The organism is Paenibacillus sp. CB74, assembly GCF_055687625.1.
Genome location: NZ_CM146009.1, coordinates 266,561 through 281,851, shown reverse-complemented (window position 1 = coordinate 281,851; position 15,291 = coordinate 266,561). Strand labels below are relative to the sequence as shown.

The 15,291-nt window shown below is 48.3% G+C and carries 12 protein-coding genes; 1 reads left to right on the top strand and 11 read right to left on the bottom strand.

What is annotated here, in order from left to right; translation table 11 throughout:
- Nucleotides 1-45: 45 nt before the first annotated feature.
- The 5 genes from ACX9NY_RS01260 to ACX9NY_RS01240 all read right to left on the bottom strand — a co-directional run bounded on the left by ACX9NY_RS01260 (nucleotide 46) and on the right by ACX9NY_RS01240 (nucleotide 3,495).
- Entirely contained in the window at nucleotides 46-627 is a 582-nt protein-coding gene (locus ACX9NY_RS01260; RefSeq protein ID WP_472476765.1) for a hypothetical protein, read from the bottom strand.
- Nucleotides 628-660: 33 nt separating this feature from the next.
- On the bottom strand, nucleotides 661-807 hold the full coding sequence (locus ACX9NY_RS01255; RefSeq protein ID WP_339236578.1) for a hypothetical protein: 147 nt from the start codon (nucleotides 805-807) through the stop codon (nucleotides 661-663).
- Between the two features lie 50 nt (nucleotides 808-857).
- Nucleotides 858-1,841, bottom strand: a complete 984-nt coding sequence (locus ACX9NY_RS01250) for an alpha/beta hydrolase (RefSeq protein ID WP_472476764.1) — start codon at nucleotides 1,839-1,841, stop codon at nucleotides 858-860.
- 231 nt (nucleotides 1,842-2,072) lie between these two features.
- Nucleotides 2,073-2,828: an exodeoxyribonuclease III gene (locus ACX9NY_RS01245; RefSeq protein WP_472476763.1), complete on the bottom strand. Its 756-nt coding sequence runs from the start codon at nucleotides 2,826-2,828 to the stop codon at nucleotides 2,073-2,075.
- A gap of 109 nt (nucleotides 2,829-2,937) precedes the next feature.
- Entirely contained in the window at nucleotides 2,938-3,495 is a 558-nt protein-coding gene (locus ACX9NY_RS01240) for a GNAT family N-acetyltransferase (RefSeq protein WP_472476762.1), read from the bottom strand.
- Nucleotides 3,496-3,573: 78 nt separating this feature from the next.
- Between ACX9NY_RS01240 and solA the strand changes: the two genes are divergently transcribed.
- Nucleotides 3,574-4,704 carry an N-methyl-L-tryptophan oxidase gene (gene solA, locus ACX9NY_RS01235; RefSeq protein WP_472479181.1) on the top strand — a complete coding sequence of 377 codons (1,131 nt, stop codon included), beginning with the start codon at nucleotides 3,574-3,576 and terminating at the stop codon, nucleotides 4,702-4,704.
- Nucleotides 4,705-4,832: 128 nt separating this feature from the next.
- Here solA and ACX9NY_RS01230 read toward each other — a convergent pair whose 3' ends face one another.
- The 6 genes from ACX9NY_RS01230 to ACX9NY_RS01205 form a co-directional block, all read right to left on the bottom strand.
- Nucleotides 4,833-6,677: an RICIN domain-containing protein gene (locus tag ACX9NY_RS01230; protein ID WP_472476761.1), complete on the bottom strand. Its 1,845-nt coding sequence runs from the start codon at nucleotides 6,675-6,677 to the stop codon at nucleotides 4,833-4,835.
- A gap of 40 nt (nucleotides 6,678-6,717) precedes the next feature.
- A complete protein-coding gene (locus ACX9NY_RS01225; RefSeq protein WP_472476760.1) occupies nucleotides 6,718-8,052 on the bottom strand; it encodes an AbfB domain-containing protein in 1,335 nt (444 codons plus the stop codon).
- A gap of 446 nt (nucleotides 8,053-8,498) precedes the next feature.
- Nucleotides 8,499-11,537, bottom strand: a complete 3,039-nt coding sequence (locus tag ACX9NY_RS01220; RefSeq protein WP_472476759.1) for a beta-galactosidase — start codon at nucleotides 11,535-11,537, stop codon at nucleotides 8,499-8,501.
- A 367-nt stretch (nucleotides 11,538-11,904) separates the two neighbouring features.
- Nucleotides 11,905-13,401: a glycoside hydrolase family 30 protein gene (locus ACX9NY_RS01215; protein WP_472476758.1), complete on the bottom strand. Its 1,497-nt coding sequence runs from the start codon at nucleotides 13,399-13,401 to the stop codon at nucleotides 11,905-11,907.
- Between the two features lie 87 nt (nucleotides 13,402-13,488).
- Nucleotides 13,489-14,334: a carbohydrate ABC transporter permease gene (locus tag ACX9NY_RS01210; protein ID WP_036617294.1), complete on the bottom strand. Its 846-nt coding sequence runs from the start codon at nucleotides 14,332-14,334 to the stop codon at nucleotides 13,489-13,491.
- Nucleotides 14,327-15,214, bottom strand: coding sequence for a carbohydrate ABC transporter permease (locus tag ACX9NY_RS01205; RefSeq protein ID WP_307542940.1), 888 nt, complete (start codon nucleotides 15,212-15,214; stop codon nucleotides 14,327-14,329). The genes ACX9NY_RS01210 and ACX9NY_RS01205 overlap by 8 nt, the downstream gene beginning before the upstream one ends.
- Nucleotides 15,215-15,291: the final 77 nt, after the last annotated feature.

Here is a 15,291-nt window from a genome sequence, read left to right as displayed (position 1 = left end):
ATAGGAGGAAAAAAAGCAGAAGAGGACAATAGTCTTATATTCTACCTATGATTCTGACCAGGTCAATGTCAGTTCAATAACGCCTTCCTGTGACGCTAATGCCCCTCCAATTAAAGACCAGACATCCTGCGTTTCCGGGTCAGTTCCCTGAATAATAATATTTTTGTCATCAATCGTCTGACCTGCATCCGTCAACTTTTTGGCATCGAAGTAGTCTTTATACAGCTTGGATACGGTCTTCATATCTTGTTCCGTGGTGAAAATCACCATGGCCGATTGCTTGCCTTCATCCTCACCGGAATTGGCCAAACGAATGGTTACATCTTCCGGCAGGGGGAAGTCACTTGGCAAATTCCCTGGCAACTCATTCGTTCCAGCAGTGACCTCCTCACCGCTATCTGAATCCGATTCGGCTGGCTCAGTTGTACCCTCCGTCTCTGTCACTCCACTTGTTGTTGCTTCGCTCACTTCTTCATTGGTCGCTTGTTCACCCGTTCCGGAGGAAACCTCGGTGTCCACCTTCTCTGCGTCACCTGTCGGTTCGTCTGCCGCGCTGCTGCAAGCGCTCAAGGCCACCATCATCGCCAGTGCCGCACAGGCCAATATATACTTCCTTCTCTTCACCATCCCGATACCACTCCTTATTATTCGTTTTATGTGCTAATCCCGCTCAAACGACTCAATTACAGGTACCGCATGAACGTTATTCTTGACCCATATCACAGATACAGATAATACACTTAAAGACAACAGACAACTGGCTATGAGAATGGACAGGAATCGGGTGATCACTTTAAACTTTTTCATCCAGCCCTCCTCCTCATCCTGTTCTTCATGTATTTGTGGAATCATGTTACTCATAGGTCACTGGACGTTGTCACTAATTTCATGATTTCGGCAGCGACAAGATCCGGCTGACTGTTATGAATATAATGCTCGGCGTCAGGAACAAGCCGCTGGTTTCCTTGTTTGGACCATGAAGCAAATTTTGCTTGATCTGCTTGCCATGCCCGGCTCCCCTTACTTGGTTGATCTGATCCGGCCGTCAGGATTGTCAGAGGAAAAGAAAACTGCTTTTTGTTCTCCAAGACACGTGATGCATTGATCTTGGAGTGACGCATCTCATCCATGACGTTATCATTGTAAGCATGCTTCAGTGTAGAAATGGTGGCGGCTTTTTTCATTGGGGTAGAAACCAACTTCGGGTCAATGACCAGCGTTGCCATCATCCGATCCGAATGAAGCAGTGTACGCGCTACGCCTGTTTTCACCAGGAATCGAGCTGAAGCAAAATACCATTCGGGCGTATCCATCTCCACCGTACTGTAATATTCAGGACTGCCTCCATCGATCATGACCATGCCAGCCACCTCATCAGGGTATCTTTGCGCAAACCGGAGTGTCTCCAAGGAACCCAGAGAGTGACCTACCATGATGTAAGGTGGACGTTGTCCGGATGTTCGCAGCAATTGGTGGATCTCTTCCGAGATCGTATCGACATCACGAGGTTCATTCGTATAGTCGCTGTATCCGTACCCAAACCGATCGTATACCGCAATTTTCACCTTGGATTTCAACTTGTCATACAACGGACTGAAATCCACGTACGGATTGGGTGTACCCCAGCCTGAGGCAAAAACCACCGTAACTTCTCCTCTGCCAGCGGTGTAGAGATGCATGTTGCGACCACTCACTTCATAATACTTGCCTGGCGGGGGATAAGACTTCATATCCTGCGTGGATTGATACGCTTCATACGCTGTACCTGCCAGCAGTATAAGTCCTGTGGCAAACATCATGCCTCCCAGCACCTTTAACCCTCTCCGTAACCCCTTCTTCATCTTCTCTACCCCTTATTCCCAAGGTTCATCTATATATGTATGCTTCAATCGTACCCAAGAAATAGCAGGATTGAAACAATCCAGAGTCCAGTCCTTTCCCCAACCAAAGTCCAGTTTCAATCCCCTACCCGTAACGCCAAAAAAACTGCAAATCTCCCATCTAGGAAACTTGCAGTCATCTAACCTTGTATTCTAAAATTCATACCTCATCCATCTCACGCTAATTCTTACCTATAGTTGCAATGTAAGACCCACGGGGCAATGATCACTGCCCATCACATGGCAGTCGATATGTGCATCCGCCACCTTGGGTGCCAATTGATTGGATACGAGAAAATAATCAATGCGCCAGCCCACGTTCCGTTCTCTGACTTTCGGCATATAAGACCACCAACTGTACACATCCGTACGCTCCGGATACAGATGCCGGAAGCTGTCCACATACCCGGAAGCAAGCAAATCGGTCATCTTGCCACGCTCTTCAAGGGTAAAGCCGGAATTGCCCAGATTGGGCTTCGGATTCTTCAGATCGATCTCCTGATGAGCCACATTCAGGTCACCGCAGACGATAACCGGTTTGATCTGCTCCAGTTGCAGAATATACCCCCGGAATCGGTCCTCCCATTCCAGACGGTAGGGCAGCCGGGTGAGATCCCGCTTGGCATTTGGTGTATACACGTTCACCAGATAAAACTCATCGTACTCCAGCGTAATCATCCGGCCTTCTGGCTCGCTGTCCTCCTCCATCCCGTAACGAACGGATATCGGCTTGATTCGGCTAAATACGGCCGTACCGGAATAACCTTTTTTGATCGCATAATTCCAATATTGATAAACGTCTTCCCCCAGGTCCATCTCAATCTGTCCGGCTTGTAATTTGGTCTCCTGAAGGCAGAAAATATCCGCCTGACTCTCCTGATAATAATCCATAAATCCTTTGGTCACACATGCCCTTAAACCATTCACATTCCAGGACACCAGCTTCATATCCTCATCTCCTCACATCTCTCCAATATAGCACGGGCTCATTCAGAGGGACAAGCCTTACGGATCTGGAATGAGATGGTGTCATTGGAATCCTTGTGGGCTATCTTGCCTATATTTCGCTTCGTAACTTGGAGAACACCGCAAGGTCAATATATCTGCCTTTCTCGAACTCATGCTGCCGAAGCAAACCTTCCTTCTGAAAACCAAGCTTGTGTAGCAAGCGAATTGATGCCTCGTTCTCCGGTTCAACCTTAGCTTCGATCTTATTGAGTTGCATATGCGTGAATCCAAAATGTAACACGGCATGGGCTACTTCTGTCATCACACCCCGGCCCCAGAAAGAAGAACACAAGTCGTATCCGATCTCTGCACGATTATGTACATCTTCATAGTTCAGGAACCAACAGGTTCCGATCACTTTACGAGTTTCACGGTCTTCAATCATCCAACGTAAGCCCGTGTGTTCCTTAAAAATCTTCATATACCATTTCATCTCACCCTGTGCATCCTCCAAGGATTCAAAAGGAGTAAATGGCATATATTGAACCACAGCTTCATCCGAATATAACGCGAGCAGATCATGGTTGTCCCTAGCCTCTGCCGACCGGAGGATGAATCGTTCTGTCTGAATTAATGGAAATAGATCAAAACTGAATTGCTCACTCATACTTGGTCTCCTTTGCAACATCCATTGTAGAAGTCCATTTTACTACACTTGCCACCATCTAGCTTTTACGATTAATATATTCTATTAAGGCATTACTGTAGCGTTGGAGCCGGTTCCATGGGCATGAGTGCAGGATACTATCTATCGCGCAGTGGATGCAAAACCCTATTAATAGATGCCTTTGATCCTCCGCATACGGAAGGAAGTCATCACGGAGATACAAGACTGATGCGCCATGTGTATAGTGGTGGGCCTGACTATATCGCTATGGCATTGCTTGCGCAGAAGTTATGGCATGAGCTGGAGGAAACGACTGGCGACCAACTGTTTGTTCCTTCTGGTGTACTGAATGTGGTTGATCCGGAGATTCATTCCTTTCAAAACCGATTGAGCCATGCAGATGATGCTGGGATTCGGTATGAAACGTTGCATGCAGCCGAGGTGATGAAACGCTGGCCAGGAATTACCGTACCTGAACATTACGAGGGCATGTATGAGCCTGATGCGGGTTATCTGTATAGTGAATCTTGTATTCGTGCCTTTCGCAAGGCAGCCGAGGCTCATGGTGCAACCTTGTTAACTCATACTCGCGTAGAACATATTGAATGCGGACCACATTCCGTTGCAGTTCAAACTTCGAGTGGTGAGACATACCATGCAAATCACATCATCCTAAGCGCTGGTGCCTGGTTCCAGACGTTGAAGCCCTTCGTGGATCTCCCGATTCAGGCTGTACGTAAAACGGTTGGATGGTTTGATGCACCTGAAGCCTTGTATGGCGAAGCACACTTCCCCAGTTTTACACTGGCAGGAAAAGAAGGTATATATTATGGATTCCCAAGCATTGGCGGATCAGGACTGAAGATGGGGCGTCATGATACGGGTCAGGTGTGGACACCTGGAAGTACAATGGCACCTTTTGGTACGGAAGAAACGGATGAGGGTGATCTTCGAAGATTGCTTGAGCTTCATATGCCGCAAGCAGCTGGGGAGTTGAAGCGTGGCAGTGTATGCAAGTATGAATTCACTTCGGATGAAGATTTTATAATCGACCGACACCCTGCCCATGAACATGTGTGGCTGGCCGGCGGTTTCTCCGGTCATGGCTTCAAGTTCGCAAGTGCCATTGGGCAAATATTATCCGATTTGGTGCAAACGGGGCACACGGATCAGGATATCAGCAGGTTCGCCCTATCCCGCTTTCGTTAAATACAAGTCAGGTGAATGAACATATATATGTATAAACTAGCTACTTTCCTGGAGGATACAGTGTTACTTAGGACACTGCACCTCCAAGAAAGAAGGATACATAAGAACGTTATTTCATGACCACAAGTCTAATTCACTTTGACGAGTCTCCATTGCTGATTGGCTCCGCCATTGTCGGCCCACTGAATGGTAGAGGCACCTGCGGTCAGAGACCCTTGATTGATATCCACCGTCAGGCCGCTGTTACGATTCGCAAGCACCACATATCCTCCCACATCAATGGGCAGCCATTGCTGATTGTTGCCCCCGTTATCCTGCCACTGAATCAGAGCGGCTCCACCTTGTGTGGAACTCGAATTCACGTCTAACAAGAGCCCGCTGCCTACATTACGGATGTTGTAATATCCATTACCAGCTGACTCCAGCTTCCATTGTTGGTTGACTGCTCCGTTATCATTCCACTGAATGATCGTTGCCCCACCCGTAGTAGAAGCACCGTTTACATCAAGTGCAAGTCCGCTGTTGCGGTTGATTAATTTGTAGATGGCGCCGGCTTCATATCCTGTACCCCCATTATAAGATGCATTGGAAATGACGTAAGTTGTGACCGAGTTAGCCTTGGCCGTAGCCGTAAAGGTTTTGTTTTGCACCGAAATATTGGTCAGTTGCTGCAACTTCTCAGTCGAAGAGGTCCGATATACCTGAGCAGACGTGCCTGTGTTCGTAAAACGACTGAGATCATAGGTTACCGTTGTATCCGTCGATTCCGAATTGGTCGTGACCAACACGACTTTGCCGGAAGCTGCATCATAAGCCGCAAGGGTGTTGGCATCACTCATGCCGATAATCTTGTATCCGGGACGAATAAATTTGCTGTAGTTGCCCATGACATAATATTTTTGGTTCACGGTGTAGCTGGTCGTTTGCGTATTGTTCAACATGTTCTTGAAGAATCCCCATCCGTCGGCACTATCCACGGCTTGCCAATATACCCATCCACTTGCGCCCATATTGCGAATATCCTTGAGAATGGTACGTGACATCGTAAGTCCACTTGCATCCCCATCGCCATATTCCGAGGTCCACAGATGTTTGCCCGCAGAAGTCGCTGTGTTGCGCAAAGCCGTACGATTGCTTCCACCATACGTATGGGTATTGATTTGAGTAATCGCTGATTTAACCGCATTGCTGTAGCTGTTGAACGACACATTGGTATCATCGATACTGTATTCTTCCGGTGCGCTCAGCTTCGTGGACAGGCCCTTCGCATTCAAAGAAGCTTGTAGCTGACTCAGAATGGTGTTCTGATCCGCCCGGTCAAAGTGCATGCCCTCCTGGTCGTTGCCCTGCTTCCACCACGTCGAGATCGGTTCATTCAGTGGAGTTACACTATCAAATGTGATCCCCCAGTTATCCCGAAAATGCTTCACAACCTCGGTTAAGTAATCGGCAAAATCATCATAGTAATCGGGCTTGAGGTTGTTCCCACCATTCGCCGAACCGGATACATTGCCACTGATCGTCATCCAGTAAGGTGCGGAATTGGCAAAAGCTTCGATGATATTTACGCCTTGCGCTTTGGCAGCCTGCAGCATATATCGTTGGTTTGCATCTGCATTCCAGTCATACACGCCGGGAGAAGGCTGATAACCAGGAACGGCTTTGCGATATTCAAGGACATTGGATGATGGATTATCCCCGCCTCCAATGTTATACCGCAGAATGTTCAGCCCCAGTCCGGTATTCGCGTTGAACATTTTCTCTACATACTCATCCCGATTGGAATATTCTCCAACCACTTTGCCCCACCACGCGAGGGATGTTCCCCATCCTTCCATCGTCTGATATTGCTTCGATGGATCGGCAACAGCCGTGTATGCTCCAGCAGCAGACACTTCTGAACCCAGTCCCAGACTACTTGTTAGTAGACTTCCTGCCAGCAGCAGCGAGCTCATTCGTTTTAACCACTTCATCCGCTTCACTCCTTATGATTGTTTAGAAAACAAACACCCATTATGGTGCAACCTCTCGGAAGGTCGCATCTGACTTGTCGAGGGCAGTAACGACAGCTTCCAATTTCAGCACATTGTTGTAATGTCTCAGATACAGGTTCGGGTTACTAAACGAGGCATACGATGTCCAACTGGTGTTCGCAAGTCCATTGACACGTTTGAACGTGGCGTCATTTCGGAAGGTAGCGCTGCCGTCATTTTTCACGAGTGTAATGTTGCCATTAGTATTGCGCAGGAAATAACCCGGATAATTCATGGACTCAAACGAAATGCCTGTTGCATTCGCCAGCCCGGGAACAATACGGAATTGTGCATCTTCCGCCGGACTCACATTGGCGTCGATTCGCGCCTGATAGTTGTAATGACGAATGAAGCTTCCCGGTACATTGAATGACTCCAACTTGCGGATATCACCCGGCTGTCCGGACTCTTTCAATACGGTCATATGCCGGACCAGTCCGGTAAGACCCGCAATCTCTTGCTTGGTACTCCATGTCTGGAAATTGTCAGCAGAGTCGCTGTAGTAATATTTTTGTGTCGCATAGCCGTCAAAGTAGATTCGCCAGGAGCCATTATCCAGCTGAACAAGCGCGGGGCCTTCAACCCAAGATCCCCAACCTGCCCAATCTCCTGTACCTTTGAAAGTATAAGGACCCTTTAGCGAAGTGGAAGTCGCATATTCGATGTATTTAGTGGTCTCATTTTTGGTAAAAGCATGATAGGTAGAACCTGTCTTCACAATAAAAGTGTCGATATAATTAGGAGCAATGCCTGCCAGTTCAGTAGGTGCAGACCATGAGGTAGATGCTAAATTGCTGCCTGAAGCGGTAATGACATAAGGTTTGAAATTCTCATAGTTGCCTGGTGAGAGGGACACGATAACGTTCAGACTGCCGTTGCTGTCTTTGAACCATTCCGGTGCCCAGGTGTGTGCGATTGTGGCAGGTGTGGATAAAGTAATGTTACGAACAAATGTCCAGTTCACTTTGTCGGGGCTGGAAGCGATGCCTATGGTGTTACCCGACCAATTCGTGGTGTAGACGACGTAATACAGACCATCGGTGTGTTTCATGATGCTGGGATCGCGAATCAGATTGGCCGGAGGTGTATAGGCTGGCCCTTTTAGCAAACCATAATGTGTTGCATTATAGGATTCGTAGATATACATATTGGACTCACTTGTGTTCGTGAAGGCGGATATCGTATAGACACTTGTCGCCGCTCTCGCTGTATTGGGGAATAACATCGTTAATAGAAGTAATGTTCCAAGCAGAAGGATCATTCCAGCCTTGAAAACGCTAGGTCCTCTTGCTCTGTCTTTCCTCTTCGTTAACATCAGGTCATCTCCTTATCCATGATCGAATGAAATAATGAATTAGACTTAACAACCTTACGGACTACTGTTCAAATTCCAATTACATGAAGCATCACTCCCTTCACAGATCATGGATGAACAATCATTTTATATGTAAACGGTTACAAAATTAAAGTTGCAATGTTTATCTCGCTTATTGTAAAAATCTGATAAACATAGTTCCCCGATTCCCTTAGCCTAATTCACTCAGAGGACTGAATCAGATGACTCACAAACTCAGGTAAATTGGGCTAAGAAAATGAGGTGGTATGGTTGCGATAAAAAGGTAAACTTATGCGGTATGTGATGCTGCTTTCTCGACCTAATTTACTTCTCTAAAAAATGCTCCAACTTGAACTCTCCCGGTTCAATTATCGTTCCCCGCCATAGTTGGATATGGGTAAGACATCTACCGACTAATACATGAGCTAGTTCACGACAACCCACGGATAACGGGATAATGCATCTAGCAGGAAACGTACATGTGTTGGTGTTCTGCCTTCTTCATCGAACAAAAGCAATTCATTCTCTTCCTGTAACCAAGCTACCGGGATCTTGTAATCCTCTTGTGGACCAATCTGCCAGTAACGGCCCAGATGATGTCCATTCAGGTGAATGGTTCCTTTGCTCATTCCGGTCAGACGAAGCATCAAGTTCACCTTATGATGCTCGGATACTACAGGCTTGGTGAAATGCCAGCGGTACCAGACAGGCTGACCATGCAAGCCTTGTGCTTGAGGAGCATTAGATGTGGGCTGAGATTTCTCGCTCACCGCAGCACTTGAGCCTCCACCGTCTGAGGTATAGGTCACCGGGTTGGCATTCCCATTGCCACTTTTGGCGACACCAGACTGTGCCGTACGCAGGATGGACCCCTGTACGCTACGTTGAGCCAGTTCTTGCCCTGTTTCAGTGCGCTCCCATTGTTCCGGAAGTAAAGCATCCGTTCCTGCCATACGCCAATCCTTCAGTTCTCCCTGACTTGGATACGTGATCAGTTCCAGTCGGTTCAGTGAGGAACGGCTATACGGCATTTCCAGTGTATTCGTCTCTCCGGGCTTGATATACAAGGAAATGTCTAGTGTCTGGAAGGCAAACCAATCCTGATATCCCTCCATCGGAACTTCAATGCCATTGATACGAAGGCCTTTACTCAAGGCACCCACCAGTATCGCCCGATCCCTACCATCCAGCGTAAAGCTTCTGCTCAGAAGTGGCGCCCCATGTATAGCGTTCACCTCATCGAGATGCACAAGTCTACTCTCCGTATGCCAATCCCGACGAATATCCTGAACCTGGCCATCCAGATACACAGCACCAGCTAGACCTTTGCTCTCACCCAAATACGGAGAGAAGTTCAATCTGCCCATATGCTGCACCAGAATCTGAAGTGTGTTCTTCCCTTGGCCCATCTGTATTGGCACACCCGCTGCCCCTACCTGACGTACTAACGTCTGCTGAACACCATTAACGATGATTCTGGCAGTATCCTGGATATCCGGCAAAATGAGACTGGTCATCCCTTCGGTTGCACTCTCGAAATCGCATTCGTACAATAGATAACCAAAATCTTGTCCATACCGGGAAAAGTCTTCCGGTTGTCCACTCGCCGAGCGTTGCTTCGCCGTTAACGTAATACGAGACAGCTCAGGCGAAGCAGATAACGTCGGCGCACTCGGTGATCTCCACGCAAGCTGCTGCTGTATATCTGCAATAGACTCCTCGCTGGCAAAGAATTCGTGACCTGTTAATGTCCGTTCTCCATCTGTCCAGTCACCAAGCAGCGTAATCGTGCGATCCGGATCCGTGATCATGCCCTTCACCTGACCCGATGGTAACACGTCCACGTCATCGAACCCGATTGCATAACGTAGTCCCTTCTGATTGGTTGCTTCCAATCGCCATGTTCGATTCATCATCTCTTGATCCAGAATGACGAAACGGATCGGTGTGCCGTTTGCTTCCAGTTGGATCATTCCCGGCTCCTGGAAATGGAACAGGTCGAAGCGGTGTACGTTCCTTGCTGAATCATGCTCGACCAGCACTTGCACCGAACTGTCCATGACGTTCAAGTCCACCGCTTCCAATTCAACTATGGAACGCTGCCCTGCTGGGGCCACGATGAACAGGTTCAATTCTCCGTTGATCATTTCATTGCCTGTAATCATCGTGCCCGCAGTCAGGTATACCTGGTCCGCAATCTGTACTCGATCCAGCAATGGAACAATCTGTCCCGGATTCAGCGATACGGGAAGAGTACGCCCTTCTTCAAGCGTAATGTGCATCGTCTCGCGTTCATCCTTGTGACTCTCCAAGAACCAAATCTTCTGGTTGTCCGCCTGTCTGCCTCGTACAGATAAGCCTTCAGGATGACGTACAACGATCTGTTCTTCTGGAATTTCCTCTGTTTCCATCAGAAAGGCCCCGAAAGCATGGACGAAGTAAGACAGATTTTTGGTTACCGCATATTTCGGTGTCACCCGACCATATTCGTTTAGCGGTGCATCATAGTCATAAGACGTAATCATGAAAATGTCACTGCTACCCATCGTTCTTCCGCCATATCCACCAAAGTTCGTGCCGCCGTAGAACATGTAATAGCTGATTCCGGTATACCCGGCACGCAGAATCTCCATGATGCGTCGCTCCAGCAAAGGCGCCGTCTTCTGAATAGCCGAAGGCCCTCCCCAATTCTCGAACCATCCGGTCCAGAATTCCGTGACCATCTTCGGGGTGTCCGGCTGTTTGGCTCGAAGTTTCTCATAATGCCCGTCAGCACCCGACCAGAAATTAGCCCCTTCAATCGTGCCTTCCGCCCCGCCAACGCATGTAATCAGCGTAGCGTCAATGCCACGTTGCAACAATCCATCCCTCAGCGTAATCATATGTTCACTTGCGGCGGCGTCATCCATCAGGTACTCATACTCATTCTCCACTTGGACGAGAATGACCGTGCCCCCGGCAGATAACTGGCGCTCCCGAATGATCGGCACAATCCGGTCAAAATACAAATTCACATAGTGCAGATACGTCTCATTATTCTCCCGGAACTTCACACCGTCCTTCGTACCCAGCCAGTATGGAAAACCGCCAAAATCCCATTCCGCACAGATAAACGGACCCGGACGCGCGATGACCCACATGCCCAGTTCTGCGCACAGATCCAGAAAAGCCCCACAATCGTTGTCCCCTTCAAAGGACCACTGTCCTTCTTCCGGTTCATGCACGTTCCACGCAAAATAGGTGTCGATACAGTTCATGCCTGCCAGCTTCGCCTTCAGCAGAACCTCACGCCATTCCTCCTTCGGCATGCGGAAATAATGGATCGTGGCACTGTTCAGAAATACACGCTCTCCGTTCAGGAAAAAACTGCGTGCATCATATGTTAATTCGGATTGAACACCATTCTCAGCCCTGGCGATGTTCTTCTCCTGTTCCTCAAGCAAAAGGGATGTGTTCTCTGTCAAAGATATCCCCTCCTTCTCTGTATTTATATAAATTGAACTAAAGCTTATTTACACTGCGCCCTTCGATGACAGAATAACCTTCCGATCGCTGTTATCCCCAGATTTTTTGATTTTCTTTTCTCAAAGGGGAAAATCAGGGGAAAGCGTATGCTTCCGATGTAGCTTTCTTGCAGAAAGCTTCTAGGCGAGCGCTTCGCTTCTTCAGGTTTTTTCTGTCCTCTCCGTTTGGTGTAAATGTTTAATTCAATTTATATAGTTTCATATGTCCCATGACTTTTTTAAAAATATAAGGCAAAACAAATCCGTTGAACTAAATGACCATTTACACTGGGACTACGATGACAGAATAACCTTCTGATCGCTGTTATTACTTCGCCTGCAACGTTACGCCTTCCAGTACTACGGTTGTAATGGAATTGTCTGCCGTAGGCACTTCAAGTCCGTTGGCATACACCGGAATGTCTTCAAGCTGTTCCATGTTCCGATCCGGTGAAGTCTGATACACCTGCGCGGTGGATGATTTTCCATACGCATACCCTTCCAGTTCAAACGCCGTTGTTCCAGCCGACAATTCATTACGAATCACCAGCACCAGTCGTTGACGTTCTGCGTCAAAGGCAGCCAGCGTACGCCCACCATCCGTTGGAATAATCGTCGCGCCAGGACGAATGAACTTCGTAAACTGGGCCATGCCATAGTACTGTTTCGTCATCTCATACTGCTCTTCTCCGTTAAAATTGGCGTGAATGAAGCCCCAGTTATTATTGGCGCCTTCATCTTCAACGGCCTGCCAGTATACCCAGGCGGATGGCTGCATGATTTTCAAATCGAACATGATCCGCTCTGCGAGTTCCTGCACTGAGGTCATGTCCTCATGACTGTGCGGCTCGCTGCCGCCTGTTCCGTACTCGGACATCCACAGCTTCTTGCCATGGCCTTCTGCCAGCGTACGCAGCTCTTCCATTTTGCTACCATTATAAGAATGGGTATTGATCTGCTGGATTACGTCCAGTGTGTCCTGGTCATAGAGATTGAAATTGAACACCGTCTCATCAATGCTGTTATCGTCTGCGGCACTAATGACGGTTCCATCCAACCCTTTGCTCTTCAGCGATGCAGCGACTTTCTTGATAATCTCGGCCTGCTTCTCATTGGTAAAATGACTGCCTTCCTGCATATTGCCTTTCTTCCACCAGTCGGAGGAAGGTTCATTGAGCGGATTCAGGGTGCGGAAAGTAATCCCCCACTCATCCCGATAATGCTTCACAACTTCGGTCAGATAATCGGCAAACGCATCATACTGGTCGTCACGCAGATTATTGCCGCCATCCACGGCTCCAGTGACCGTTCCACTAATCGTCATCCAGTAGGGTGGTGAATTGGAGAATGCTTCGGCAATGTTGACCCCGCGCTCCATCGAGCCTTGTAATACAGCACGCTGGCCTGCATCGGCCTCCCAGTCCCACTCTCCAGGTTCAGGCTGGAAGCCGGGTACGTCCCCACCGGGACGAAGGGCTTTCATCTCCGGATTTTCCTCACCGCCAATATTGTAACGAACGATGTTCAGACCTAATCCTTTCTCCGGGTCAAAGACCAGATCCATCACTTCACTAACCTTCGCCTGATCCTTCCATCCGCCAAGATCGTTGGCCCACCAGGCAAGTGATGTGCCCCAGCCTTCAAAATGATCGTAGGACTGATCCAGCTTCAGACGTACCGGTTCCTCTTGGAATACAAGTGTTTTGGATGATTCATTGGCAAAATGATTGATAACAATTCCTCCTCCTGCCAGCAGGGCAACCAGGGCCACACCCATGAGGATGTAACTCCGTTTGCTCCTGCTGCGTTGTTCTTTATGCGCCATGGGCTAAACAATCCTTTCTCCATGTACGTTAATGATTTCATTCGCCTTGAACAACAGGTTCAATGCATACACACTACACACCTTCTGTTACTTGATTCCGCTGCTTCCGCCGCTAATGTTCGCTTCATAGACATAACGCTGTCCGAACAGATACACCAGTACCATCGGAATGGTGAGGAACAGGGAGGCAATCATCACGAGGTTCCATGGCGGCATCTGTCCGCCACCTACTGTAGTCAACAGCTGCACACCGAGTGCAAGCGGCATTTTCTCCGGGTCATTGATATAGATGAGCGGCCCCATGAAGTTCCCCCAGTTATAGGAGAATGAGAAGATCGCAATGGCCGCTAGAATCGGATAAGTCAGTGGCATAATAATCTTCCAATAGATCCCCGGATGTCCCATGCCGTCAATCATGGCGGCTTCATCCAGTGATTTGGGGATACTCATGACAAACTGCCGAATCAGGAATACGTTGAACGCTCCGGCGAAGAAGCTCGGTACGATCAGCGGGTAGAATGTATTAATCCAGTCCAGATGACGGAAGATGATGAACTGCGGTACCATCGTCACCTCACCCGGAATCATCATCGTACTGAGCAACACGATAAACAGGAAACGGCTGCCTTTCGCTTTGATTCGGGCAAAGCCGTAAGACACGATGGAAGCTGACAATACCGATCCAACAATCGTAAAGATGGTAATAATGACTGAGTTTTTGAGATACGTTCCGAGATTGTTATTCGTGAAAATCGTATAAAAGTTCGACCACTGGAACTCCATTGGAACAAAGGTAAAAGCTGATTTGACGGTTGTTGCGTCACTTGCCAGTGCAATGGAGATCATGTACAGGAAAGGTGAAGCAAGCAGCACCCCGACCAGAATCAGAAAAATATAGGATATCGTCTTCTCCACAGTCGATGGATTACTCATTGGCTTTTCCCTCCTCGTAGTGCACCCATAGCGCCGATGAACGGAATACAACCAGTGTCAACGCCATGATGATGATGAATAGTACCCAGGCAATAGCCGATGCATATCCCATTTTGTAGAACTGGAATGCATTCTGGAACAGGTAAGGAACGACCATCTGACTTGAATTATCAGGTCCCCCGGCAGTGACGATGAAGACCTGCGCGAAGGTCTGGAGCGCCCCGATCATGCCGGTCACGAGATTGAAGAAAATAACGGGAGTCAGCATGGGGAATGTAATATGGAAGAACGATTGTGTACTTTTCGCACCATCGATGGCTGCGGCCTCGTACAGTTCCTGCGGAATGCCTTTCATCCCTGCAAGCAGCAATACCACGCCGCCCCCTACACCCCATAAGGACATGAGAATCAATGCAGGCTTAACCCAGTTGGGATCAAGAAGCCAGGCAGGACCCTCAATACCAAAGATCGCGAGTGCCTGGTTGATCAATCCTTCCGTCGGTGCAAGCAAGTGAATGAAGAGTAATGAACTTGCAACCACCGGAACGACGGAAGGCAGGTAGAATAGAATCCGGAAGAAAGTAATCCCTTTGATCTTCTTGTTCAGGTAATATGCAATCCAGAGCGAGATCGACATGCCCAGTGGAATGGATATCAGCGCATAGAAGAATGTATTGCCGACGGATTTCCAGAAGATCGGATCATCGGTCAGCAACGTTTTGTAATTGTCGATACCGATGAATTCAGGGGACTGGAACAGATCCCAATTTGTGAAGCTCATATAGATGGAAAACAGGATCGGACCCAGGGTCAGCCCCAGGAACCCGATCAGCCAAGGCGAGATGAAGATGTAGAACCATTTCCCGTCCTTTTTTCTCACGTTAAGCCCTCCCATGACGCAGAGAGCAGATGGAACCCGCAATCATGCCGAATTCCACCTGTCCTCCTGTCGATGCT